The organism is Pseudoalteromonas sp. NCIMB 1079 (assembly GCF_040567695.1).
Lineage (GTDB): Bacteria > Pseudomonadota > Gammaproteobacteria > Enterobacterales > Alteromonadaceae > Pseudoalteromonas > Pseudoalteromonas distincta.
The window spans coordinates 1,038,012-1,061,304 of the sequence record NZ_JBEWZA010000001.1; the positions used below are offsets into that span (position 1 = coordinate 1,038,012).

Genomic DNA, 23,293 nt, shown 5'->3' on the forward strand with positions numbered 1-23,293 from the left:
GCTTGATCTTTTTGTTAACTGCAATAGACTGAGCCGCCATTGGGCATCAGTAAAAGTTAAAAATGTTGGATTTAAATAAAGAACAGTCACACTGGTTTTCTAATCAAGTTGTTGATTGGTATCACCTTCATGGGCGTAAAACACTCCCGTGGCAGCTAGGTAAAACACCTTATAAAGTGTGGGTGTCTGAAGTGATGTTGCAGCAAACCCAAGTTATTACTGTTATTCCATACTTTGAAAAGTTTATGCAAAGCTTTCCAGATATTATCGCTTTAGCTGATGCGGATGAAGATTTAGTACTGCATCACTGGACCGGCTTAGGGTATTACGCTCGTGCGCGTAACTTACACAAAACAGCTAAAATAGTGCGTGACAAATACCAAGGTGAGTTTCCGAAAACACTCGATGAAGTAATGGATTTACCTGGAATAGGGCGCTCTACTGCAGGGGCTGTTTTATCATTGTCGCTTGGGCAGCATCACCCTATTTTAGATGGGAACGTGAAGCGAGTTTTAGCGCGCTATTTTATGATTGAGGGCTGGTACGGCGTTAAAAAAGTCGAAAACCAGCTTTGGCATTTATCAGAGCAGTTAACGCCTAAAGATAATGTTACTGAGTTTAATCAAGCTATGATGGATTTAGGGTCTAGCGTTTGCTCACGCAGCCGGTTTGATTGCGAGGCTTGCCCATTAAACTCAGGCTGTGGTGCTTTTAATACAGGTAAAGTAAAAGAGTTTCCACATTCAAAACCTAAAAAAGCAGTTCCTAAAAAGAGTTGTCATCAGTTAATTATTCAGTGTGGTGATAAAGTGCTTATGGAAAAACGTCCTAACAGCGGTATTTGGGGCGGATTGTTTGGCTTTTTTGAATTTAATGAGTACGAAGAGCTTCAAATATTTTTAGCTCAGCAAGGCCTAGAGGCTAGTTTAGTAGAGCTTGAAGCGTTTATTCATGTGTTTTCACATTTTGAGCTGAGGATTAACCCGCATGTGCTCAATGTTAAGAAAACTCCTGATGTGGTAAACGATAAGCAATTAATCTGGTATCCGCTTGATCAATCAATAGAGGTTGGCCTAGCAGCACCAACTAAAAAGTTGGTTAAACAAATTACAGCAATAGTATAGAATAGCCCCATATTTAGCGTTAGAGAGAATCAATCATGGCACGTACAGTATTTTGTCAAAAGTTACAAAAAGAAGCCGAAGGGCTTGGCTTTCAGTTATACCCTGGTGAAATTGGTGAAAAGATTTTTAATAACATCTCTAAAGAAGCGTGGGCTCAGTGGCAACATAAACAAACAATGCTTATTAACGAAAAGCATTTAAATATGATGGACCCAGAACACCGCACATTTTTAGAAGAGCAAATGGTTGGTTTTTTGTTTGAAAATAAAGATGTAGAAATTGAAGGTTATCGACCGCCTGAAAAGTAATGTTTTAAATAAAAAAAGGGCTATTAAGCCCTAATGCCGATCATTTAAGAATTAGTTAATAGCACTTGAACGATCTTCTAGGTATGTAAGAATCCGAATTCTTTTGTAGAATTCGGATTTTTTTATGCAACTTTCTAATGCTCTCGATATTATTAACAACATCAAACCTAATGACGTTGAAACACTCGCAGACTTACTCCCTTTATCTCTTATCGAAGAAGCCTATGCACTGACCGAAACCGTTACACTACGAAAAAGAAAACTAACCCTAGAATCGATGGCTTGGTTGTTGATCGGGATGGTTATTTATAATGACAAATCGATGGCCGATGTCGTTAATATGCTCGACATTGTTGACCGCGATGGTAAGCCATTTGTTGCGCCAAGCGCTTTAACTCAGCGTCGTAAAAACCTAGGTGAAGCCGCCATGAAAGCCTTATTTGAATGCACCCAAAGGCATTGGAATAATGACGCTAATCATCCTCATTGGAATGGGCTTACCTTGCTTGGTGTCGATGGTGTCGTTTGGCGTACGGATGACTCACCCCAAAACAATGAAGCCTTTACAAAACCGACTAATACACAATACCCACAGGTCAGAATGGTGTGTCAAATGGAGCTAAGCAGCCACCTAATCACGGGGAGTGCTTTTGATGATTACAAGGTCAATGAAATGGTGCTGGCTGAAAAGCTTATAGAAACCACACCCGATAACAGTCTCACTTTATTCGACAAAGGTTTCTATTCTTTAGGGCTTTTACATAAATGGCAAACAACTGGCAGTGAACGCCATTGGCTAATCCCCCTGAAAAAAAATGTGCAATATGAAGTTATTCAAACATTAGGGCGTAATGATAAATTAGTCCAACTTAGCAGCAACCCAAGAGCAAGAAAGATGTGGCCAACGCTGCCTAACACCTTAATCGCGAGGTTAGTGACTCGAAAAATAAAGGGGAAATCATATAGTGTGATGACATCTATGACAGATCCGATGCGATATCTATCAGCCGATATAGGTGATTTGTACAGTCACCGCTGGGAGATAGAGCTTGGTTATCGGGAACAAAAGCAATATATGCTGGGCAATCGATTAACATTAAGAAGTCGCTTACCAGCGCTTGTAAAGCAAGAGCTGTGGGGAGTGTTGCTTACTTATAATATGGTGCGATATCAGATGGTAAAAATGTGCCACACATTAAAAGGTGATTATTTACCGTACCAACTGAGTTTCAATGGTAGTTTAGCTCAAATAATGAGGTTGCTTGTTGGATTACCTTATTCAACACCTGGAGCCATACCACGTCAATTAAAATACTTTTATGCGATGGCAGAAAGCCTAATTCTAGAGCCTCGAAGGGATCGAGGTTTTCCTCGTGCAGTCAAGCCAAGACCACAGCGGTACGCTAGAAATAAAAAAGCCGCTCACCTTAAGTGAACGGCATTAGCTATTAAGCCCTTTTTTATGTTTATTTATTCATTTAACTCATCTTCTTGCTCAGATATTTTAATTTGTTCCTTTAAAAATTGAGCAGCTTTAGAGTATTCAATTTCCAGCTTATCTCTTAACTCTATTAATTCATCGGTTGTGAGTTCACCTTCTTTACATTTATCTTCAAATGCACTTGAAAGTTCTGCCACCGTTTGGGCACCAATTGTCTTGGAGATCGATTTTAATTGATGACACCCTTCAATAATCTCATTTAAATCGTTAACCATAACGCCGGAATTAATACTCTTAATTAAGCCTTGGCTTTGTTCTAAATACATTTTGAAAAAACGAATTTGCTTAGCGTCATCACCGTTTACATATTTAGCAACAGCTTCCATATCAATAGGTAGTGCCATAGTTTGATGGATAACTACATTTGGGTTTTGGCTTTGTTTATCGCTCCAACGTTTTAGAGTTTCTTCTAACGCGTTCAGCTCTATAGGTTTGGTAATGAAGTCGTTAATACCTACTGCTAAACAGCGCTCTTTTTCGCCTTTAAGTGCGTTTGCTGTTACAGCAATAATGTAAGGTTGTGCATCAATCGATTCTAATAGCTCTGCTTCATTACGGATTTTTTCGACCATATCGTAACCCGACATTTTAGGCATGTGTAAGTCGGTTAAAATAAGTGAGTAATCACCTTTTCTCCACATATCTAGGCCTTCTTCACCGTTGTTCGCTATTTCAACGCCAAAGCCCAGTATATGTAGTTGATTGGTGAGGACTTGTTGGTTTAGAAGGTTATCTTCAACAAGTAAAACCAATTTGTTTGAATTACGTGCCTGCTCAACATTTAAATAGTTATTAAGTGTTTTGGTTTTTTTAATTTGCTTAGGTGTATGTAACCCTGCAGCCACCAATATAGAAAGCATAAAGTTAGATTTACATAGAGGAGAAGCATTAATATAAAAAATGTTTTTATGATTTATAGCTGCTTCATCAAGCTTACTTAGTACTACAACTTGTTGGTTATAATCCTCTAATGAATAAAATAAGCGTCTTAGCAGCGCATTAGTTTTATCCATATTGTCTATGCCATCAGCCACCCAAATAATATCTTGTGAATGCTGGTGCTCTTCAATTTCTTCTTCTGTGTGTGCATAAATTATTTTAGCGCCCATGAACGATAAATAACGGTACATTGTTTTTTCACGTTCTAGGTGATTACTAACTACAACAATTTTCTTGCCATTTAATGCACCTTTATGTGCGTACTTAATTTTACCCGATGTGCTAAAGGGCAGCTCTACTGTAAACTCACTGCCAATTCCCGTATGACTAGTTACATGAATAGTACCTAGCATAAGCTCAGTTAAGCTTTTACAAATAGAAAGACCTAAACCGGTGCCACCATATTCTCGGGTAATTGAGTTTTCGGCTTGAATAAATGGATTAAATATTTCGCGAAGTTGCGCCTGCGACATGCCTTTACCGTTATCAGTTACGCAAAAGCGTAAGGTAAAGTGATCAGTCGTATTATGAACCACCTCTGCTGATATTTTTACATGGCCTTGGGTTTTTTCATCAGTGCTAGTGAATTTAATTGCGTTGCTACATAGGTTATAAAGCACCTGACGTACACGCACACTATCACCAGTAAGATTGACTGGAATATCTGGTGCTATTGCTAGTTCTAAATCAAGCTCACGTTTTTTAGCAACTGATGAGAGCACTCGAGCAACTTCTTCAATGGTATCGGTTACCGAAAATGGGATCGGGTCAATATTTAGCTTTCCAGCCTCAATTTTAGAAAAATCTAAGATATCATCCAAAATGCTCAATAACGAAAATGCTGATTCACGAATAATTGTACTTAAACGATGTTGAGCGCCATCAAGTTCTGTCTGGCGCAGTAAATCAATAGTGCCTATAACACCATTCATCGGTGTTCTTATTTCGTGGCTCATTGTGGCTAAAAAGGTCGTTTTTGTTTCGCTTGCTCGCTCTGCTTTTAATGTGGCTTGCTCAAGCGCTATAGTACGATTTTGCACTTCGGCTTCTAGGCCATTTTGTAATTTATAAAGCTCTTTTTGTGCGGCGTCATTCTCACTCATCGCAGTCTGTACTTTTTGTAGCAGTAAGTTAATGTTTTTTGCCACTACACCTAAACCAATATCAAGCTGCTCATCAACACTACTATTGTAATTAGCATTTTCGGTGATTGCCTGCAGCTCTTGTGTAAGAGTGTCAGTACTTTTTCGTAAGCGACTATTAATGTACATATTAAACATTAAAGTAAATATAAATAATGCAGCTACGCTTGCTATAGCAATAATGTAGGCAATAACTTGAGAGTTTTGAGCGCTTAAAGGAGCGGTTGGTAGGTTTTGCTTAATAATAAGCTCGCCAATAGGTTGATCGTTTAACAGCAGTAAGTGGTGTAGGATGCCTTCTTCTACTAGATGCTTTTCAGTTTTAATTGAAGCGATAGCAGGTTTACTACTGCTATATACCAATTGAGTACCTGATGTTGGATTGAAGCGATATAGAGTATATTCAAAGTCATCATCTAATAACGACGTTAAATCAAGTAACTGCCTTATTTTACCTTGACCATACATAGTTAATGCATCAACCATAGGTAAGTCTAATCTATCGGCAAGCGTTACAATATTAACAGATGATGCAGGTTGGGCTGTCTTAACTTCAGTTTGTGAATAAAATGAGTGGGCAATAATAGCAAGCGCTGTTACTGCAATATTTATGATTAAAAAAAGAGGTAATAAGCCTTTGACTGGCGATGAAAATTTACTCTGCATTGATTGTTTCCAATTGATGTGATTTTACTACGATAAGTCCCTATCGTACGTATCTAAGCTAATCGTAACATTTACAAAAAATAATTCACTACGGTTTTAGTCTGATTTATTTATATTTATAGTTCGATTTGTGGTAAAAATGAACGTTATTAATAAAAAATACACTGAGTTGTCTGAAAACCGTTCAAACAGTTATAAAGAATAAAAAAAAAGTTGACTTGTAAGGGCAAAACTCGTTTAATACGCCGCACGCCCAGATAGCTCAGTCGGTAGAGATGAGTGGGAATTGCATTAAAAATACTTTAAGATTTTTAATTAGCACTGTTTAAGTGCCTCGATAGCTCAGTTGGTAGAGCAGAGGATTGAAAATCCTCGTGTCCCTGGTTCGATTCCGGGTCGAGGCACCATTTATTAAAGTAGTGGTGTTTAATCAACAGTTTAAACATTATTACGCGTGCCTTAGCACACAGTTTTGTGTGCCGACTTAGCTCAGCTGGTAGAGCAACTGACTTGTAATCAGTAGGTCAACCGTTCGACTCGGTTAGTCGGCACCATTTATATAAAGTTAATTGTAAAGTATCACAATTAATTAGCACAGTTTATGTGCCTCGATAGCTCAGTCGGTAGAGCAGAGGATTGAAAATCCTCGTGTCCGTGGTTCGATTCCGCGTCGAGGCACCATTTACTTTAAGTTCTCAATCTTTAAAATTGAACGTGCCTTAGCACACAGTTTTGTGTGCCGACTTAGCTCAGCTGGTAGAGCAACTGACTTGTAATCAGTAGGTCAACCGTTCGACTCGGTTAGTCGGCACCATTTATTTAAAGTAGTTTGAAAAGAAAAACTGTAATCAGTAGTCTGTTCAAATTACCTGTCGACTCGGTTAGTCGGCACCATTTATGAAGTTAAAGGTTAATTTTATTAATCGGTAACTAGCACAGTTTATGTGCCTCGATAGCTCAGTCGGTAGAGCAGAGGATTGAAAATCCTCGTGTCCGTGGTTCGATTCCGCGTCGAGGCACCATTTATTGAAAAGCCTTGCTTATGCAAGGTTTTTTTATTTTAAGTGCTTTATAAAAGTTCTCAATCTTTAAAATTGAACGTGCCTTAGCACACAGTTTTGTGTGCCGACTTAGCTCAGCTGGTAGAGCAACTGACTTGTAATCAGTAGGTCAACCGTTCGACTCGGTTAGTCGGCACCATTTATTTTAGGTAACTTGAAGCAACTGACTTGTGATCTGTAGTCTGTATAAGTTACCCGCTCGACTTTGTTAGTCGGCACCATTTATTTAAAAGCCTTGCTTATAGCGGGGCTTTTTTGTTTTTGTATAGTTAATCTCTTAAACACATTACAAAAAGTTAATTTTAGTATTAAAAATTGCTGATCATTTACTCATTTTTACCGTATAACTGGCTATTATGTTAATTCATCGCTAGCTATGTAATGTTATGTAAAGTAAGTTGAGCAAAATTTGCCAAAGTGCTTGAATTACGTTCATAAATAGCAGTAATTTAGGTTTAATTATGATTTGGCAATGCAAGCCAACCCTACTGGCAATTAGTGTGATGCTGCTGAGCGGCTGTGCGAGTGATTTAAACTCGTCTCAGCGCATGCAAGTCCCTAATAATATGCCTCAGCAATGGCAGCAAGAAGCATCAAGCTCAGTATTAAAAATACAAGAGCAATGGCTTACACAATTACAAAATCCTACGCTTAATAAATTTGTACAACAAGCACTTAAAAACAACCAACAGCTTTTGCAAACGAGTTATGATGTTGAAATTCAAAAGCAGCAACTTATAGTCTCGGGCGCTGCACTTTGGCCAAGCCTCGATTTATCAACACGTACAAGCCGTAGTAAAGACAACCGCCCTGTAAGTTACGCCAACGCAAGCTCAGCTAGTTTAAACTTAACTTACGAGGTTGATTTATGGGGTAAGCTTTCGGATTCAAAGCGCGAAGCTAATCTTAACTATTTAGCCCAGCAGGCACGATTTGAGCAAGCTAAACAGCAACTCGTTGCAGATGTGGTAACAGGTTGGTTTGATGTGGTTACGGCGCAGCAATTACTGGACTTATTTAAGCGTCGCGAAGCCAACTCACAACAAAATCTCGATATTATTGAAGCTGGCTATCGCCAAGGCATAAACGAAGCGCTCGATGTGTATTTAGCGCGTAATGAGCTTAATAATGAACGCTCTCGCATTGCCACTCAAACAGCGAGTTTATCGGCATCAGCACGTGTACTTGAGCGTTTACTTGGTGAATACCCAAAAGGCGCTATTACTGCTAGTAGTGACTTACCTGTTATTAATACCGATATTCCTCTAGGATTACCTTCTGAACTTATAACGCGAAAACCTACTCTACGTGCAAGTTGGTATGAGCTTTTAGCAGCCGACGCATCATTGGCATATGCGCACAAACAACGCTTTCCAAGTTTAGATTTAACAGCTTCATTAAGTGATAGTACAGACAGAGTAAGCGACTTGTTTTCTCCATCAAGCCTTGCATGGTCTTTGTTAGGTAGTATTTCAGCGCCACTTTTTGAAGGTGGGCGCTTAAAAGCCAACGAAGAAATAGCGCGTCTTAACACTCAAAAGCAAGAGCAGCTTTATTTGCAAACGCTTTATGACGCATTTGGTGATGTTGAAAATGCAATTTCGCAGCAGCACTCCCTTAAAGCGCAATACAGCAGTACTCTTGAAGCGCAAGAAAACGCACTTGCTGCAGAGCAATTGTCGTTTGAGCAGTATCAAAGTGGCTTGGTAACTTACACGACAGTGCTTGATGCCCAAGATCGCTCTTTCGATGCGCAAAGCTCCTTAATCGATATTAAAAACCAATTAATAGCCAATAGAATTAACTTACACATTGCCCTTGGTGGTGATTTTGCAAAGCCCTCAAGTGAACTAAAGAGCAATAACGATGAAAACTAAAACAGCAAAAATTATTATTCCAGCGGTGGTTATAGTTGCCACTATTTTAATTGTTATGTTTATTAAAAATAACACGCCTGAGGCTAAACGCTTTGGGACACCTCCTAAGGCATCAATAAGTGTGGCTGCGCTTGAGCTAAAACCACAAAATTATCAAGTGATGATAGACAGCTACGGTACTGTAAAACCACGTACACAAAGCTTGTTAGTGGCTCAGGCATCAGGACAAATAATTGAAGTAAGTGATGACTTTAGAGAAGGCGGTTTTTTTGAAAAAGGCGATGTACTTTTAAAACTAGACGACAGAGATCATCAGGCTGAAGTTAAATCTGCTCAAGCCAATTTATTAACCGCAGAGCAAGGTTTGCTAGAAGAGAAGGCGCGTGGGCAACAAGCTATTACCGATTGGAAGCGCCTTGGCGGCTCAAATCAGGCAAGCAGCTTAGTACTACGTGAGCCACAACTAGCAGCCGCTGAAGCTGAGGTTTTATCGGCGCAGGCAGCACTTGAAAAAGCGATGCTTGATTTAGAGCGCACTAAAGTAACGGCGCCATATGCGGGGCGTATACTCAGCCGCAGTGTTGATTTAGGGCAAGTTGTTACTAACAACACACAGCTAGCCACCATTTACGCAATCGATAGCGTTGAGATTCGCCTACCAATTAAAAATAAAGATCTCCCATTTGTAAATTTACCAGAGCAGTATCGCGATGGTGCTAAAAACCAAGCGGGTTCAATTGTTAAATTTACTTCTGACTTAGTAGGTGAGCAAACGTGGCAAGGGCAATTAGCACGCACAGAAGGTGCTATAGATGAAGGCGCACAGCAGCTTTATGTAGTTGCTAAAATTAATGACCCGTATAAAGCAACAGCAAATAACCAGTACCCAATAAAAATTGGGCAGTATATAAAAGCGCAAATTACCGGCAGAACAGTATCTAACGCACTTATAATTCCTAACAGTACAATTTATCAAGGAACGTACGTTTACATTGTTGAAGGTGGCGTACTTAAGCGCAAAGACATCACACTAGCTTGGCAAAATGCGACTCAGGCGATGATAAAAACCGGTTTAAACGCAAATGATAAACTTGTTATTACTCCACTTGGCCAAGTAAGTTCAGGAACTCAAGTAAGTATTTTAGGTGAACAAAGCGCAGATCAACCTAAAAGCCGTGGAGCGAATGGGCAAGGTAAAGGAAAGCGCCCTACAGCTGAGCAACTTGAACAAAAAGCAAAAGAGCTTGGTATTAGTGTTGAAGAGTTAAAAAAACGCCGTCCAGCAAAGCAAGGAGATAAGCCATGATAGCTTGGTTTGCCAAAAACCATGTTGCTGCTAACTTATTGCTAGTAACGTTGCTGCTGTCGGGGCTTTTTAGTTTATCGACTAAAATACCGCTTGAAGTATTCCCTTCATTCGAAACCGACATGATAAGCGTGAACGTAAGTTTGCGCGGCTCAACACCAGAGGATGTAGAGCAAGGCGTAACAATTCGTATAGAAGAAGCCGTACAAGATTTAGAAGGTATTAAGCAAATATTTAGCCGCTCTTCTGAAGGCTCAGGCTCTGTAACAATAGAAGTTGAAACGGGCTACGACCCGCGTGAGCTTTTAGCTGATATTAAAAGTCGTGTAGATGCAATTAATACCTTTCCAGCGGATGCTGAAAAGCCAATAGTCGCGCTTGCGGAACGAATTCGCGAAGTTATCGCGGTTACCGTATCAAGTGATTACGGCGAAAAAGAAACCCGTGAATACGCAGAAACAGTACGCGATCAAATTTTACGTTTACCAAATGTGACGCAGGTAGAGCTAAGTGGTGTTCGTGATTACGAAATTGCCATTGAAGTAAGCCAAGACGTTCTTCGCCAGTACGATTTAAGCCTTGCACAAATATCGAGTGCCATTGCTAATTCAAGCTCTGATATTTCTGCTGGTAACTTAAAAACTGAAGGTGGGGACGTACTTATAAGCTCTAAAGGGCAAGCATATCGTAAAGATGAATTTGCCAATATTGTTGTTAAAAACCAAGCTGACGGCACGATTATTCGTTTAGGCGATATTGCAATAATTAAAGACGATTTTGAAGAAACCCCAGTACGTACTCGCTTTAATGGTAAGCAGGCTGCATTTATCGACGTATATCGAATTGGTCCACAAAGTGCGATTACTGTTGCTGACGAAGTTAAAAATTACATAAAAGAGCAACAAAGCTCCCTTCCACAAGGATTTGAACTAAGTTACTGGGATGATGATTCGGAGCTGGTTAAAAGTCGAATTGCCACACTAACGACCAATGCCCTACAAGGCGGTATTTTAGTACTTGCTTTACTTACTTTGTTTTTACGACCTGCAATTGCATTTTGGGTATTTATTGGTATTCCGGTATCGTTTATGGGCGCGTTTATAGCGATGCCTATATTTGGCGTAACCCTTAATATTATGAGTTTATTTGGCTTTATATTAGTACTTGGGATTGTTGTTGATGACGCCATAGTTACTGGCGAAAATGTCTATACCCATTTAAAAACAGCTAAGTCGGGGGAGCAGGCCGCAATTTTAGGTACTCAAGAAGTTGCAACACCAGTAACATTTGGTGTATTAACTACCGTTGCCGCCTTTCTACCTTTGGCCTTTATTGAAGGGGCACGCGGTGCTTTGTTTGCACAAATACCGGTAGTGGTTATTCCGGTATTATTGTTTTCATTGATTGAATCTAAATTTGTACTACCCGCACATTTAAAATATATAAAACTACGCCACGAAAAAGGCGAACCTTCAAAGTTTGATGTTATTCAACAGCGTTTTGCAGATGGATTTGAAAACGCGATTTTAAAATATTACCAACCAACTTTAAATTTAGCACTTCGCCATAAATTGGCTTCGGTAAGTTTGTTTGTTGGTGTGTTTATAATAATTTTAACCATGATCACTAGTGGTTGGACTAAGTTTGTATTTTTCCCGCGTATACCAAGCGAAACAGTCCGCGTTAACTTAACACTACCAACAGGTACGCCGTTTGAAGTCACTAATAAATACGTAATTGATATGTCGCAAAAGGCGCAGCAATTACAAGAAAAATACCGCGACCCAGATACAGGTGAAAGCGTTATTTTAAATATATTAGCCACAACAGGTGGGCGCGGTGGTGTATCTAATTCAGGTTCTGTACGCTTTGAAATAACACCGGCTGAAAAGCGTGAATCAGACATAGGATCAAGAGAGCTTGCCAGCGAATGGCGCGATTTAATTGGTGTCATTCCAGGTGCTGAAAGCTTAACATTTAGAGCTGAAATTGGCCGAAGTTCTGACCCAATTGATGTTCAGCTTAGCGGGACTTCGTTGACTATTTTACAAGACGTGGCTGATCACATTAAAACCCGTTTATCGACCTACCCAACGGTATTTGATATTGCCGATAGCATGTCTGATGGTAAAGAAGAGTTACAAATAGAGCTTACGCAGCAAGGCTTAGCGCTGGGATTAAATAGAGTCAATGTTGCAGGTCAAGTGCGTAATTCGTTCTTTGGCTCGCAAGTCCAACGTATTCAGCGCGGGCGTGATGATGTACGAGTAATGGTACGCTTGCCCATAGACGAGCGCCGCTCTGTAGCCGATTTACAAAATATACTCATCAATACACCTACTGGTGGCTCGGTGCCGTTATTGCATGTTGCAACTCTTACTGCAGGGCAAAGCCCGTCAACTATTAACCGAATAGACCGCTACCGTACTTTAAATGTAACAGCGGATATCGAAAAAAATAACACCAACATGACCATACTTCAGGCTGACCTAACGGAGTATTTAGATGAGTTAATGCAACAATACCCTGGAGTAGATTATAAACTAGAAGGTGAGGCTAAAGAGCAGCGAGAGTCGTTTGGGTCATTGGCTTGGGCGCTTGTGTTTGTATTTTTCATAATTTATGCGCTATTAGCAATACCGCTTAAATCTTACTTACAGCCAATTATAGTAATGAGTGTAATTCCATTTGGCATGATAGGTGCTGTAGTCGGGCATTGGATTATGGGCATGGATTTAACCATTATGAGCTTGCTTGGTATGCTCGCTCTAACTGGGGTGGTAGTAAATGACTCCCTTGTACTAGTTGATTTTATCAATAAAAAGCGCAGTGAAGGCGGCAAATTACTAGATGCAGTTAAACTTGCCGGTGCATCGCGTTTTCGCCCTGTAATGCTAACAAGTTTAACGACCTTTATTGGCTTAATGCCGTTATTATTTGAAAAAGCAACTCAGGCGCAGTTTTTAATACCTATGGCGGTAAGTCTAGGGTTTGGGATTATTTTTGCGACCTTTATTACTTTATTGTTAGTGCCAATAAACTACATGATGATGGAGCGCTTTCAAGGTTGGTTTAAGTAAATAAGCGTAAGCATTTAAAATTTAGCTGTAAGTAAGAAATTGCTTGCAGCTTTTTTTTGCCAAAAATTATAAAAATAATGTACGAAGGTATAGCAAAAAAATGAATAAGTAATAAGAGGGGGTATTAAAATAAGAAGGTGTTCCCCAAGATACGGTACCCGGTTTCAGTCCTGAAACCAGAAGGTTTCAGGGCGGAAATCTGCGGTTTACCGTAGGCTTCTCGGTACATGCCGAGCTTGCACAATAGTAGACGAACAGAAATCCTGGTATAAAATTTATCGGCTCAGGGACTTAACCAAGCTCCGGTACCCCAGGGAACAATTTAAGTATATAAGACATAATCCAATCCTTAAACCCCAAACGTAAAAAATTAAACCGTTCGCTTAGTTTTCCCGCACCTTTAACTCGCCATTTACTTTATCGCATGGTTTTTGAGCTTGATCATACAATTAATTGGAGTTGCTTTTTATCGAGTGGTAGCATTGCCTTAACTTGCAAAGCGAAGATTCGATTATGAACGATTTACCCGATTACGAAAAAGCTCAACTGCTTTTAGAAAAAAACGAAATATTTGTATCACCTGCCGAAGCGCATGGTGTAATTAGTGGTTTACTTGCGTGTGGTTTAACCATTGACGACAAAGAATACTTAGGCCTTTTGAGCGATGTGTTTAACGATGGTGAATCATTTAGTAACGATTTAAAGCAGTTTTTTGGCACTATTTATAAGCAAGTAGTTGCGAGCTTTAATGATGACGAATTTCAGTTTGATTTATTTTTACCAAACGATGACGAAACACTCATCGATCAGGCTAATGGCCTCGTATCATGGGTAGCAGGCTTTATGCTTGGTTTTGGCTTAAAGCAAAAAGATTACGGTAAGTTATCAAGCGATGTTAAAGAGGTTATTACTGACTTTAGCGAAATCACTCGCCTAGATACCACTTTTGAAGAAACCGAAGAAGACAGCCAAGCGCTGCACGAAGTGATTGAATATGTGCGCGTATCAGCACTACTTTGTTTTGCAGAGCTTGGTAAAGAGCAAAACACGCAAAGTACTAAAAAAACACTTCATTAGTTTAAAAAGTTAAACGGGTTGGTTGATAATGGTTGAAGTACAAAAGTCAGAATTTAAAGCACGCCGTGAGCGTTTACTTGCGCAAATGGATAAAAATAGCGTTGCTATTATTCCCGCTGCGAGCGAAGTGACGCGTAGCCGCGATACCGAATATGCATTTAGACAAGATAGCGACTTTTTTTATTTAACAGGCTTTAACGAACCCGACGCTGTACTTGTACTATGTAACAACAGCGATGCACCTAGTACTTTATTTTGCCTAGATAAAGACAAGCTTGCAGAAATTTGGCATGGCCGCAGAGTCGGCTTTGATAAAGCTAAAAGCGACTACTTGTTTGATGAAGCTTACCCGCTAAGTGAATTAAACGATAAGCTACTGACTATACTAACTGAAAAAGATGCAATTTATTTTGCACAAGGTGCTTATCCTTCATTTGATACCAAAGTGTTTACGTTACTAGGTACACTTAGAAGTGGTGCGCGAAAAGGCCTCAAAGCACCGAGTACTTTAAAAGAAATACGCGGCCTTATTCATGAAATGCGTTTGTTTAAATCGCCAAGCGAAGTAAATGTTATGCGAGAAGGCTGTGAAATTAGTGCGCGAGGGCATATGCGCGCTATGCGTTTTTCACACCCCGGAGCTACTGAATTTCAGCTAGAGGCTGAGCTGCATCATCATTATGCCATGAATGGTGCGCCGCATCCTGCATACGGCACAATTGTTGGTAGTGGCGACAACGCCAATATTTTACATTACACGCAAAATAGCGATGTATTAAAAAATGGCGACCTGGTACTTATAGACTCCGGTTGTGAGCTACAAGGTTACGCCGCCGATATTACCCGTACTTTTCCAGTAAATGGACAATTTAGCGAAGAGCAAGCCGCGCTTTATAATATTGTACTTAAAGCGCAAGAAGTTGCCTTTGATGAAGTAAAACCAGGTGGTTACATGTCGCATGCTAATAAACTAGCAATGGAAGTAATGACTCAAGGTTTACTTGATTTAGGTATTTTAACCGGCGACTTTGACGAGCTAATGGCAAAAGGTGCATGTAAAGAATATTACATGCACGGGCTTGGGCATTGGCTTGGTTTAGATGTACATGATGTTGGCGATTACAAAGTAAATAACGTTGAGCGTGCATTTGAGCCGGGTATGGTACTCACCATAGAGCCTGGGCTTTATATCAGCGAAGACTCAAGCGCACCGCAAAAATACAAAGGCATTGGTATTCGTATCGAAGATAACTTGCTAGTTACCGAAACCGGCCATGAAAACTTGACCCTAAGCGTACCTAAAAAAATTAGCGATATAGAAGCACTTATGCAAAGTGCTAAAAACGTATAAAGCTCGGAGAGTAAAGTGGCTAAGCAGTTTGATGTAGTTGTTATTGGTGGTGGCTTAGCGGGAGCAAGCTGCGCGTTAAGTGTGGCTAAAACTAATCCCGCGTTAAATATTGCCGTTGTAGAAGCTAATCAAGTTACCGGCGACTACCACCCAAGCTTTGACGACAGAAGCATTGCACTTGCTCAGCAATCGGTAGAGTATTTACAAAGCCTCAATTTATTTGAACAAAATGCCCCTTACACCGCCGCAATCAAAAAAGTGAGCGTGTCTGATAGAGGGCACTTTGGCAAAGCGCGCATTAATTGCGACGAATTTGCTAAGCCTTCACTTGGTTACGTAGTAGAAGTTAACCCTTTTGGCCGAGCGCTCCACCTGCGTTTAACGCAATCAAACATTGCGCTTTACTGCCCCGATAGCGTAATTGCTATTGAGCAAACATTGCATAGCAATACACTTACCCTGCAAAGCGGCGAGCAATTAAACGCAGCGCTATTGGTTATTGCTGATGGTGCACAATCACCCACACGTAATTTACTTGGGCTTGGTTTTAATACCCAGCCTTATGAACAAGGCGCAATTATTGCTAATGTAGAAGTGGCTGGTGGGCATAATAATCATGCCTTTGAGCGCTTTACACAAAGCGGGCCTATGGCGTTATTACCTATGAGCAATAACCGTTATTCGTTGGTGTGGTGTATGAGCCAAGATCAGGTTGAACAGCACATGGCACTTAATGAACAAGACTTTATAAGTGCCCTACAAAGTGCGTTTGGTTATCGCGGTGGTCAATTTACTAAAGTAGGCATGCGCACGAGTTACCCGCTCGTTTACGGGCAAGTCGAGTCTTTGACTGCGCACCGTACAGTGGTCATTGGTAATGCTGCACATGCTATTCATCCTATTGCAGGACAAGGTTTTAATTTAGGCCTTCGCGACGTGCAAGTACTTAGTAATTTAATAGCAAACAGCCAACACGGTTTAGGCCGCTATGCGTTTACACGTGAATATTCTAAAAGGCGCAGTGATGATATAAAAACCGTAACGAGCTTAACCGATGCACTTGTTAGGCTTTTTTCAAACTCATCGCGAGTGCTCGCATTGGGGCGCAGTATTGGGTTGTTTTCGATGGATTTATTTCCCGCATTAAAAGCGCCATTAGCCAAACAGTTAATGGGGCAAGTTAAACAAGGTAGGCGTTTATGAAGCAAGCACAGGTTTGTATTGTAGGTGGTGGCTGCGTAGGGCTAACACTAGCACTTGGATTGGCAAAAGCCGATATAAGCGTCGTTGTACTCGACGGCGCACCAACACAAGTGTTGCCAACTGACGAATATGGTTTGCGCGTAAGTGCGCTAAGCATTGCAAGTCAAACCTTGCTTGAGCAATTAAATGTATGGCCAGAAATTATCGCACAGCGAGCGTGCGCTTATACGCATATGGACGTACGTGATGCCGCCAGTTTTGGCAAAATAGCATTTAATAATGAACAACTTGAGCTTGAGCATTTAGGCCACATTGTTGAAAACGACATTATCCGCTACGCGCTTATAAAAGAGCTAGAGCAACAAAGCAGCGCAACACTAATGTTTGATACGCAGTATCAGCAAATACATCAAAGCGAATCAGATGTATTTATAACGCTTAAAAGCGGCGAGCCAATTATTGCAAAACTGCTGGTGGCCGCTGATGGGGCAAACTCAGCTATACGTAAACAATTTAATATGGCGCTTAGCTTTAAAGATTACGATCACCATGCGCTAGTTGCGACTGTTAAAACTAAAGAGCCGCACGCGAATACCGCACGCCAAGTGTTTTTACCAACCGGGCCGCTGGCATTTTTACCACTGAGCGATGCAAATACCCATTCAATAGTATGGTCTACCAGCCCAAACCACTGCGATGAGCTGCTTGCAATGGACGACAGCAGCTTTAATAAAGCTGTAATGGCAGCCATAGATGGCCAATGCGGGCTATGTGAAGTGCAAAGTGCGCGCGCAGCTTTCCCACTTAAAATGCGATACGCTCAGCAATGGGTTTCAGGCAAAGTGGTACTCATTGGCGATGCTGCACATACAATCCATCCACTTGCAGGGCTTGGGATGAACCTAGGCCTAAAAGACGCCGCTTATTTAATTGAGCTTTTAACAAGTAATAATAAAGAATTTGCAAGCACGCGCACACTTCGCGATTACGAACGTACCCGTAAGCTCGATGCACAAAAGCACATAGCCATGATGCAAGGGTTAAAAGAGCTATTTGAAGGTGCAAACCCGGTTAAAAAACTTATCCGCGGAGTAGGGCTATCATTAGTTGATAATTTAGGCCCAATAAAACACCTGTTCGCCAAAGAAGCGATAGGCAAATAAGTAGGTTGGGTTGAGCGAAGCGAAACCCAACGCATAAAGTAAAGTGATGAGCTTGATTAAAAAACTGATGTTTAATTTAAACATCGGTTTTTGTTTTATGGTGGTTTTAAATATATTAAAAGCTTCGCTTTTCACGCGAGCAAGCTCGGCGTCTACATGCAAAGTTTCACACTGAGCTTAATTTTACCTGTAGGCGTTTAGCTTGCTGACGCGACGAGCGTTGCTCGTAATTACTATCGTTAGCTAAAAAGTGCTTTGCGTTAAATCAGTTACAAATTCTCTTGCGCTTCATTCACCATATCCTTGAGCGCATCAATTAACATTGGATCTCGCGAGTTTTGCTTAGCAAGTTCTAATGCGTGTTTCATACTGGTGACGGCCTCTTTGAACTGCTTATTTGCAGTATAGCCTTGCGATAAACGCATGTGAGAATAGGCTGCATTTGGGTAATGGGTAGTAAAGTGTTTAAGCGTGGTAATAGCTTTGGCTGTGTTACCAAATTTTTGCTGGCTATGAGCAAATTCTACATATACATCTTGTGGAATTTTAAGCTCAAACCCGTACTTATCACTCAGTGCTTGGTAGTAACCTGTAATGAGCGATACATCAGCAAATCTTCCGTGCTCGTCAGTAACGTTAAAAATTAGGTCGCCAAATAAGTGAATTAGGCTATCGCTAAGGGCTGGTAGTATGGTGCCCATATGACTAAAGGCAGGGTAATGCTTATATTCCCATTTTAGCTGTGTTGGCATTTGTTGTTCTAAATTTACTAAAGTATTTAATACACCTGTATAAAAGCGTGACCCTTCACTTGCTACACTAATAAATAACGATTGACCGCCTTTAGGATTTTTAGTGTATTTTATAATATTATTTTTTAATTCTTCATCACTCCACCAACTGTTTGGGCTTATAGCTATATAGTTATTAAATAACTCAGGCTGATTAACTAAAGTATAAAGCGCTAAAGTACCTGCATTAGAGTGGCCATTTAAGGTGTTGTAGCCGTTAGTTGAGTAATTACTGTTTATATAAGGCATGAGTTCATCAGACACAAACTTTAAAAACTTGTCGGTTTGCCCCGCTTCAGGCCATTTATTTTGAACAAAGGTTTGAAACTCAGTTTTAGGCTCACCTTCTACTTTTGGTAAATAATCGCGAACACGGTTAGTTGTATCAATACCAACGAGCATGGCATTAGGTATCTGCTCGTAATCAACAAGGGATTTAATAACACCAGACGCCGTATGAAAGTGCTCAACACCATCAAGTAAATAAATAACATAAAGCGGCTGTTCGTCTTTTACAGTGTCAGGTATGAAAATTTTAATGGGTCTGTCTTCGTTAAGTATTTTTGATTGCAGAATGACTTTTTTACCAACGGTTATGTCGGTTGTATTGGTTTTTGCGTGGCTTAAAAATGGTGTACTAAAAGTAAGTATTAATACAAGCGATAGTAAGAGCTTCATAAATATCCTCATTTAATAATTGCACGGCTTTAAGTTTGAGTAAATACTTATATTTTGAGGCAGGTGTTAGACTTAAGTAATTCAAAGCTGCGCTTTATACGCGCGCAAGCTTGGCGTATATGATAAATATTAAACTGCGAGTTTAGCTTTTCCTTTAGGCCTACGGCTTGCTAACGGGATGAGCGAAGCTCGCAATAATTGCCTTTGAACTCTTATCTATAAAAGCTTAAAAAACCTGCTTGCTTAATTATCCGTCTAAGCGTAAAATGCGCGCTCATTTCGGCTTTTAAACTATTAATTCCTTGCCTTAAACCGACCGGCCGAAACGGTAGAAGGCTCTATTAACCGTAAGGAATATCCATGCGTCATTACGAAATCGTATTCATGGTTCACCCTGATCAGAGTGAGCAAGTAACTGGTATGATCGAACGTTATACTGGTTCTATCACTGAAGCTGGTGGTACTATCCACCGTCTTGAAGACTGGGGCCGCCGTCAACTGGCTTACCCAATCAACAAGCTTCATAAAGCTCATTATGTTCTTATGAACGTTGAAGCACCTACTGAAGTAATCAGCGAGCTAGAAACTACTTTCCGCTACAACGATGCAGTGCTTCGTAACTTAGTTATGCGTACTAAAAATGCTGTAACTGAAGCGTCTCCTCTTGCAAGAGAAGAGAAGAAAGAAGCACCAGCTGCTTAATTGTTTTGAGTCCTAGCATGGCATGTAGTCAGCAGTTATTATAATGGTTAGCCCATATATGAATCAGCTGGTTATATCTGGGGTAGTTTGTAAAACTCCCAAGTTTAGCCAAAGCCCTGCTGGCATCCCGCATTGTATTTTTGTTGTAGAACATAAATCGATGCAAACCGAAGCAGACCTTAACCGTAATAGTTATGTGAGGCTTCAGGTAGTTGCCAGTGGAAAGCAAATGCAACAACAGACTCAACATTTGCACGTTGGGCAGGCATTGCAAGTGAGTGGTTTTTTAAATCGCCACGAAGGTCGTAACGGCCTTAGCCAATTGGTTTTGCATGCTCAGCATATAGAAAGAATTATTTGAGGAATTAATCTCATGGCACGTTATTTCAGACGTCGTAAGTTCTGCCGCTTTAAAGCGGAAGGCGTACAACAAATCGATTACAAAGATCTAGCTACTCTTAGAAACTATGTTACAGAAAGTGGCAAAATCGTACCTAGCCGTATCACAGGTACTAGCGCTAAATACCAGCGCCAGCTAGCAACTGCTATTAAGCGTGCTCGCTACTTAGCCCTTCTTCCATACACTGACTTACATAAGTAAGCAGCGGATTAACAGTTTTTAAAAGGTGTAGAAACATGCAAGTTATTCTACTAGATAAGATCGCTAACCTAGGTAGCCTAGGTGAACAGGTTGTAGTTAAATCTGGTTTCGCACGTAACTTCCTTTTCCCGCAAGGTAAGGCAGTTCCTGCGACTAAAGCTAACATTGAAACGTTTGACGCTCGTCGTGCAGAACTTGAAGCGAAAATCGCTGAACAGTTAGTTGCTGCACAAGCACGCGCTGAAAAACTAGAAGCATTAGCAGAAGTTACATTAGTATCTAAAGCTGGTGACGAAGGTAAGTTATTCGGTTCAATCGGTACTCGTGACATCGCTGACGCTATCTCAGCTGTTGGTGTTGAAGTTGCTAAGTCAGAAGTTCGTTTGCCTCTAGGTACTATCCGTGAGACTGGTGAATTTGACGTATCAATTTCAGTTCACTCAGACGTAACGGCTACTATCAAAGTAATCGTAATCGCTGAAGCTTAATTTTTAATTAAGCTAAAAAAGCCGTGCTATTAGCACGGCTTTTTTGTGCCTATAATTTGGCTAACTTCATTAGTTGAGGGCACAATTTAATACAACCTCGCATAAGCCCCTTTTTATTCAATTATTTTTTCATTCCTTTTAAACCTTTTCGAACTGTCATTACGTCTAACTTATCAATACACTTAAATAGCAACTCAACAATAATAATTAAAAGGCGGCATCACGGATGTTACACGTTAAACCCGAACCAACGCCTTTGTGCGAAGCTGCACTCATTGAGCGTGTTAAATCGGGTGATCAAGGCGCATACACAACGCTTTATGAGTTACATATAAAACGAGTATACGGTTTATGTTTACGCTTATTAGCAGACCAAGCACACGCCGAAGACGCCGCCCAAGAGGTATTTGTACAGGTATGGCATAAAATAGCATTGTTTGATGGGCGTTCGCAGTTTTCTACTTGGCTATATAGTGTTGCCAGTAATGTAGCGATAAGTTACCTGCGCAAGCAAAAAAACTGGTTACAAAAAGTAGTAAGTATTGAACACAGCGGTATGGATGAGCAATCAGCTAACGACTGCAAAGGCTTAAATGGCCTCGATAAGTTAATAGTAAGGCTTCCTGAGCGCGCACGTATGGTATTTGTATTATTTGCTATTGAAGGTTACAGGCACGAGGAAATCGCGGAGCAATTAGGTCTGGCTGTTGGTTCAAGTAAGTCACAATATCATCGTGCTAGGCAGTTATTACAAGAGTGGTATGAAAATGAGTAAACCAAACTTTAACGACTACTTAAATAAGTCATTAAACACGCTTGATAAAGAAATTACGCCACAAAAAGATTTATGGGCGGGGATTGAGCGAGCAATTGTTAATAATAAGCAGAACCCAAACAGCACTATTATTTGGCCAAAACTAACGGCAATAGCAGCGTGTACTGTGGCTGCTTTAATTGCTGTTAATATATTTGTTATAGCACCTGAACCACAGCCCGTAGTGGCTATAAGTGATTACTTTTCGGCTCAAAAAAATAGTTTGTTAGTTGAATACGAAAATAAAGAAGCATTAACCACTAACTGGCAAACGCAACTACAAGAACTTGAAGAAGCTGAGCAAGCAATAAAGCAAGCTCTTGAAAACGAACCACAAAACCAAGCGCTACTGACAATGTTAGCGCAAATATATCAACAACAACTTGATTTAATTAACAAGGTGCACGCGCCACGTTGGCAGCACATTTAGGAGTACGATATGAAAGCGATTTTATTAGGACTGAGCTTATTTCCACTGGCGGCATTTGCGGGTGAAAAAATAGATAAGCAAATAGACGTACCAAGTGGCGGCACTATTTTTATTGAAAACCAACGCGGTGATATACATATTACAGGCTGGGATAAAAACGAATTTAAAGTATCTGGCGAGCTTGATGATAAAGCACAGGGTTATGAGCTTAAAACAAGTGGTGATAAAACACAGTTTATTGTAAAAATGCCCCGTAAATCAAATTGGGGAAATAGTGGTGACGGCTCAAACCTAACTATATTTATGCCTAAAAGCAGTAGTTTAGAGTTTGCTGGCGTTAATGTATCGGTGACTGCAAAGGCGCTTAAAAACGGCGCAGAAGTTGATGTGGTTAACGGCGAAATTACGGTAGATGATATTACTGGCAACATTAAGCTCACCACTGTAAATGGTGATGTGAACGCTGAGAACTTAAACGGGAATATTCAGTTTGAAACCGTAAATGGTGAAATTAACGATAGGCAATCAAGTGGTGAGTTGCGTTTTAGCGCTGTTAATGGTGATATTAAATCAACTTCAAGCGCTAATGATGTACGCCTTGAAAACGTAAATGGCGATATAGAATTTACGCTATCGGCTATTAAAAACCTACGTATTAATACGGTCAATGGCGAAGCAGAAGTACAGATTAACGAGCTTTTAAAAGGCGGTGATGTACGTTTTGAATCAGTAAGTGGTGATGCCGACTTTTATTTCCCACAAAGTGTATCAGCAAAGTTTGAAATTAAAGCCCATGCTAATGGTAAAATCATTAACAAAGTCAGTAGTGACAAAGTCAGTAAAGCTAAATATGGCCCAGCCAGTGATTTAGAGTTTAGTATTAATGGCGGTAATGCAAATGTCGAAATGGATACCATAAGTGGACGAATAGAGCTTCGTACCAAATAACACTCATTCCCCATCACGATTACAAAAAGCAGGAAAGATTTCC

19 protein-coding genes, 6 tRNA genes and 1 other RNA gene are annotated in these 23,293 nt (G+C 40.4%); 23 read left to right on the top strand and 3 right to left on the bottom strand.

Annotation, left to right across the window (positions count from 1 at the left end; translation table 11 throughout):
• Nucleotides 1–62 precede the first annotated feature (62 nt).
• The 3 genes from mutY to ABX891_RS04855 all read left to right on the top strand — a co-directional run bounded on the left by mutY (nt 63) and on the right by ABX891_RS04855 (nt 2,867).
• Nucleotides 63–1,124, top strand: coding sequence for an A/G-specific adenine glycosylase (gene mutY / locus ABX891_RS04845; protein ID WP_354629004.1), 1,062 nt, complete (start codon nt 63–65; stop codon nt 1,122–1,124).
• Between the two features lie 35 nt (nt 1,125–1,159).
• Nucleotides 1,160–1,432, top strand: a complete 273-nt coding sequence (locus ABX891_RS04850) for an oxidative damage protection protein (protein ID WP_002962543.1) — start codon at nt 1,160–1,162, stop codon at nt 1,430–1,432.
• Between the two features lie 124 nt (nt 1,433–1,556).
• Nucleotides 1,557–2,867 carry an IS4 family transposase gene (locus ABX891_RS04855; RefSeq protein ID WP_309167426.1) on the top strand — a complete coding sequence of 437 codons (1,311 nt, stop codon included), beginning with the start codon at nt 1,557–1,559 and terminating at the stop codon, nt 2,865–2,867.
• Between the two features lie 35 nt (nt 2,868–2,902).
• Here ABX891_RS04855 and ABX891_RS04860 read toward each other — a convergent pair whose 3' ends face one another.
• The gene (locus tag ABX891_RS04860) at nt 2,903–5,680 is read right to left on the bottom strand and encodes a hybrid sensor histidine kinase/response regulator (protein ID WP_354629005.1); all 2,778 of its coding nucleotides are present in this window, start codon (nt 5,678–5,680) and stop codon (nt 2,903–2,905) included.
• 331 nt (nt 5,681–6,011) lie between these two features.
• On the opposite strand from ABX891_RS04860, the gene ABX891_RS04865 reads away from it, so the two are divergent.
• From ABX891_RS04865 to ABX891_RS04905, 9 genes are all read left to right on the top strand, one after another.
• Nucleotides 6,012–6,087: transfer RNA gene (locus tag ABX891_RS04865), tRNA-Phe, on the top strand.
• Between the two features lie 71 nt (nt 6,088–6,158).
• A tRNA-Thr gene (locus ABX891_RS04870) sits at nt 6,159–6,234 on the top strand.
• Nucleotides 6,235–6,285: 51 nt separating this feature from the next.
• Nucleotides 6,286–6,361, top strand: a tRNA-Phe gene (locus ABX891_RS04875).
• 57 nt (nt 6,362–6,418) lie between these two features.
• Nucleotides 6,419–6,494: transfer RNA gene (locus tag ABX891_RS04880), tRNA-Thr, on the top strand.
• A 132-nt stretch (nt 6,495–6,626) separates the two neighbouring features.
• Nucleotides 6,627–6,702, top strand: a tRNA-Phe gene (locus ABX891_RS04885).
• Nucleotides 6,703–6,804: 102 nt separating this feature from the next.
• Nucleotides 6,805–6,880 (top strand) — tRNA-Thr (locus tag ABX891_RS04890).
• 322 nt (nt 6,881–7,202) lie between these two features.
• Complete coding sequence (locus ABX891_RS04895; protein ID WP_354629006.1) at nt 7,203–8,618, top strand: TolC family protein; 1,416 nt, start codon at nt 7,203–7,205, stop codon at nt 8,616–8,618.
• Complete coding sequence (locus ABX891_RS04900) at nt 8,608–9,924, top strand: efflux RND transporter periplasmic adaptor subunit (protein WP_007378385.1); 1,317 nt, start codon at nt 8,608–8,610, stop codon at nt 9,922–9,924. Before ABX891_RS04895 ends, ABX891_RS04900 begins: the two co-directional genes overlap by 11 nt.
• Nucleotides 9,921–13,004 carry an efflux RND transporter permease subunit gene (locus ABX891_RS04905; RefSeq protein WP_354629007.1) on the top strand — a complete coding sequence of 1,028 codons (3,084 nt, stop codon included), beginning with the start codon at nt 9,921–9,923 and terminating at the stop codon, nt 13,002–13,004. The genes ABX891_RS04900 and ABX891_RS04905 overlap by 4 nt, the downstream gene beginning before the upstream one ends.
• Nucleotides 13,005–13,141: 137 nt before the next feature.
• Here ABX891_RS04905 and ssrS read toward each other — a convergent pair.
• Nucleotides 13,142–13,324: non-coding RNA, 6S RNA (ssrS, locus tag ABX891_RS04910), on the bottom strand.
• 193 nt (nt 13,325–13,517) lie between these two features.
• Here ssrS and ABX891_RS04915 point away from each other — a divergent pair.
• The 4 genes from ABX891_RS04915 to ABX891_RS04930 are packed head-to-tail and all read left to right on the top strand — an operon-like array spanning nt 13,518 to nt 17,798.
• On the top strand, nt 13,518–14,081 hold the full coding sequence (locus tag ABX891_RS04915) for a UPF0149 family protein (protein WP_002962745.1): 564 nt from the start codon (nt 13,518–13,520) through the stop codon (nt 14,079–14,081).
• A 28-nt stretch (nt 14,082–14,109) separates the two neighbouring features.
• The gene (gene pepP / locus ABX891_RS04920; RefSeq protein WP_354629008.1) at nt 14,110–15,432 is read left to right on the top strand and encodes a Xaa-Pro aminopeptidase; all 1,323 of its coding nucleotides are present in this window, start codon (nt 14,110–14,112) and stop codon (nt 15,430–15,432) included.
• Nucleotides 15,433–15,447: 15 nt separating this feature from the next.
• Nucleotides 15,448–16,635 (top strand): 2-octaprenyl-6-methoxyphenyl hydroxylase, encoded by a 1,188-nt coding sequence (gene ubiH, locus ABX891_RS04925; RefSeq protein ID WP_354629009.1) that lies wholly within the window; start codon nt 15,448–15,450, stop codon nt 16,633–16,635.
• Nucleotides 16,632–17,798, top strand: coding sequence for an FAD-dependent monooxygenase (locus ABX891_RS04930; RefSeq protein ID WP_354629010.1), 1,167 nt, complete (start codon nt 16,632–16,634; stop codon nt 17,796–17,798). Before ubiH ends, ABX891_RS04930 begins: the two co-directional genes overlap by 4 nt.
• A 269-nt stretch (nt 17,799–18,067) precedes the next feature.
• Here the strand turns inward: ABX891_RS04930 and ABX891_RS04935 are convergent, their stop codons facing one another.
• Nucleotides 18,068–19,267 (bottom strand): alpha/beta hydrolase-fold protein, encoded by a 1,200-nt coding sequence (locus ABX891_RS04935; protein ID WP_354629011.1) that lies wholly within the window; start codon nt 19,265–19,267, stop codon nt 18,068–18,070.
• A gap of 360 nt (nt 19,268–19,627) precedes the next feature.
• Between ABX891_RS04935 and rpsF the strand changes: the two genes are divergently transcribed.
• From rpsF to ABX891_RS04970, 7 genes are all read left to right on the top strand, one after another.
• Complete coding sequence (rpsF, locus tag ABX891_RS04940; RefSeq protein ID WP_002962750.1) at nt 19,628–19,969, top strand: 30S ribosomal protein S6; 342 nt, start codon at nt 19,628–19,630, stop codon at nt 19,967–19,969.
• A gap of 43 nt (nt 19,970–20,012) precedes the next feature.
• Entirely contained in the window at nt 20,013–20,330 is a 318-nt protein-coding gene (gene priB / locus ABX891_RS04945) for a primosomal replication protein N (RefSeq protein WP_004588456.1), read from the top strand.
• Nucleotides 20,331–20,342: 12 nt separating this feature from the next.
• Nucleotides 20,343–20,570 (top strand): 30S ribosomal protein S18, encoded by a 228-nt coding sequence (gene rpsR, locus ABX891_RS04950; RefSeq protein WP_002962753.1) that lies wholly within the window; start codon nt 20,343–20,345, stop codon nt 20,568–20,570.
• Between the two features lie 35 nt (nt 20,571–20,605).
• Entirely contained in the window at nt 20,606–21,058 is a 453-nt protein-coding gene (gene rplI / locus ABX891_RS04955; RefSeq protein ID WP_002962755.1) for a 50S ribosomal protein L9, read from the top strand.
• 226 nt (nt 21,059–21,284) lie between these two features.
• Nucleotides 21,285–21,833, top strand: a complete 549-nt coding sequence (locus ABX891_RS04960; protein WP_354629012.1) for an RNA polymerase sigma factor — start codon at nt 21,285–21,287, stop codon at nt 21,831–21,833.
• Nucleotides 21,820–22,302 carry a hypothetical protein gene (locus ABX891_RS04965; RefSeq protein ID WP_024596807.1) on the top strand — a complete coding sequence of 161 codons (483 nt, stop codon included), beginning with the start codon at nt 21,820–21,822 and terminating at the stop codon, nt 22,300–22,302. Before ABX891_RS04960 ends, ABX891_RS04965 begins: the two co-directional genes overlap by 14 nt.
• Before the next feature lie 9 nt (nt 22,303–22,311).
• On the top strand, nt 22,312–23,250 hold the full coding sequence (locus tag ABX891_RS04970) for a DUF4097 family beta strand repeat-containing protein (protein ID WP_182753930.1): 939 nt from the start codon (nt 22,312–22,314) through the stop codon (nt 23,248–23,250).
• Nucleotides 23,251–23,293 lie beyond the last annotated feature (43 nt).

Excerpts from the sequence above, each read along its gene's own strand:
- ABX891_RS04970 (WP_182753930.1), top strand. The coding sequence starts at position 22,312 with ATGAAAGCGATTTTATTAGGACTGAGCTTATTTCCACTGGCGGCATTT.
- ABX891_RS04930 (WP_354629010.1), top strand. The coding sequence starts at position 16,632 with ATGAAGCAAGCACAGGTTTGTATTGTAGGTGGTGGCTGCGTAGGGCTA.
- pepP (WP_354629008.1), top strand. The coding sequence starts at position 14,110 with ATGGTTGAAGTACAAAAGTCAGAATTTAAAGCACGCCGTGAGCGTTTA.
- ABX891_RS04895 (WP_354629006.1), top strand. The coding sequence starts at position 7,203 with ATGATTTGGCAATGCAAGCCAACCCTACTGGCAATTAGTGTGATGCTG.
- ABX891_RS04915 (WP_002962745.1), top strand. The coding sequence starts at position 13,518 with ATGAACGATTTACCCGATTACGAAAAAGCTCAACTGCTTTTAGAAAAA.
- ABX891_RS04900 (WP_007378385.1), top strand. The coding sequence starts at position 8,608 with ATGAAAACTAAAACAGCAAAAATTATTATTCCAGCGGTGGTTATAGTT.
- ABX891_RS04855 (WP_309167426.1), top strand. The coding sequence starts at position 1,557 with ATGCAACTTTCTAATGCTCTCGATATTATTAACAACATCAAACCTAAT.
- ABX891_RS04850 (WP_002962543.1), top strand. The coding sequence starts at position 1,160 with ATGGCACGTACAGTATTTTGTCAAAAGTTACAAAAAGAAGCCGAAGGG.
- ABX891_RS04860 (WP_354629005.1), bottom strand. The coding sequence starts at position 5,680 with ATGCAGAGTAAATTTTCATCGCCAGTCAAAGGCTTATTACCTCTTTTT.
- ABX891_RS04905 (WP_354629007.1), top strand. The coding sequence starts at position 9,921 with ATGATAGCTTGGTTTGCCAAAAACCATGTTGCTGCTAACTTATTGCTA.
- rplI (WP_002962755.1), top strand. The coding sequence starts at position 20,606 with ATGCAAGTTATTCTACTAGATAAGATCGCTAACCTAGGTAGCCTAGGT.
- rpsR (WP_002962753.1), top strand. The coding sequence starts at position 20,343 with ATGGCACGTTATTTCAGACGTCGTAAGTTCTGCCGCTTTAAAGCGGAA.
- mutY (WP_354629004.1), top strand. The coding sequence starts at position 63 with ATGTTGGATTTAAATAAAGAACAGTCACACTGGTTTTCTAATCAAGTT.
- ABX891_RS04960 (WP_354629012.1), top strand. The coding sequence starts at position 21,285 with ATGTTACACGTTAAACCCGAACCAACGCCTTTGTGCGAAGCTGCACTC.
- ABX891_RS04965 (WP_024596807.1), top strand. The coding sequence starts at position 21,820 with ATGAAAATGAGTAAACCAAACTTTAACGACTACTTAAATAAGTCATTA.
- priB (WP_004588456.1), top strand. The coding sequence starts at position 20,013 with ATGGTTAGCCCATATATGAATCAGCTGGTTATATCTGGGGTAGTTTGT.
- ABX891_RS04935 (WP_354629011.1), bottom strand. The coding sequence starts at position 19,267 with ATGAAGCTCTTACTATCGCTTGTATTAATACTTACTTTTAGTACACCA.
- rpsF (WP_002962750.1), top strand. The coding sequence starts at position 19,628 with ATGCGTCATTACGAAATCGTATTCATGGTTCACCCTGATCAGAGTGAG.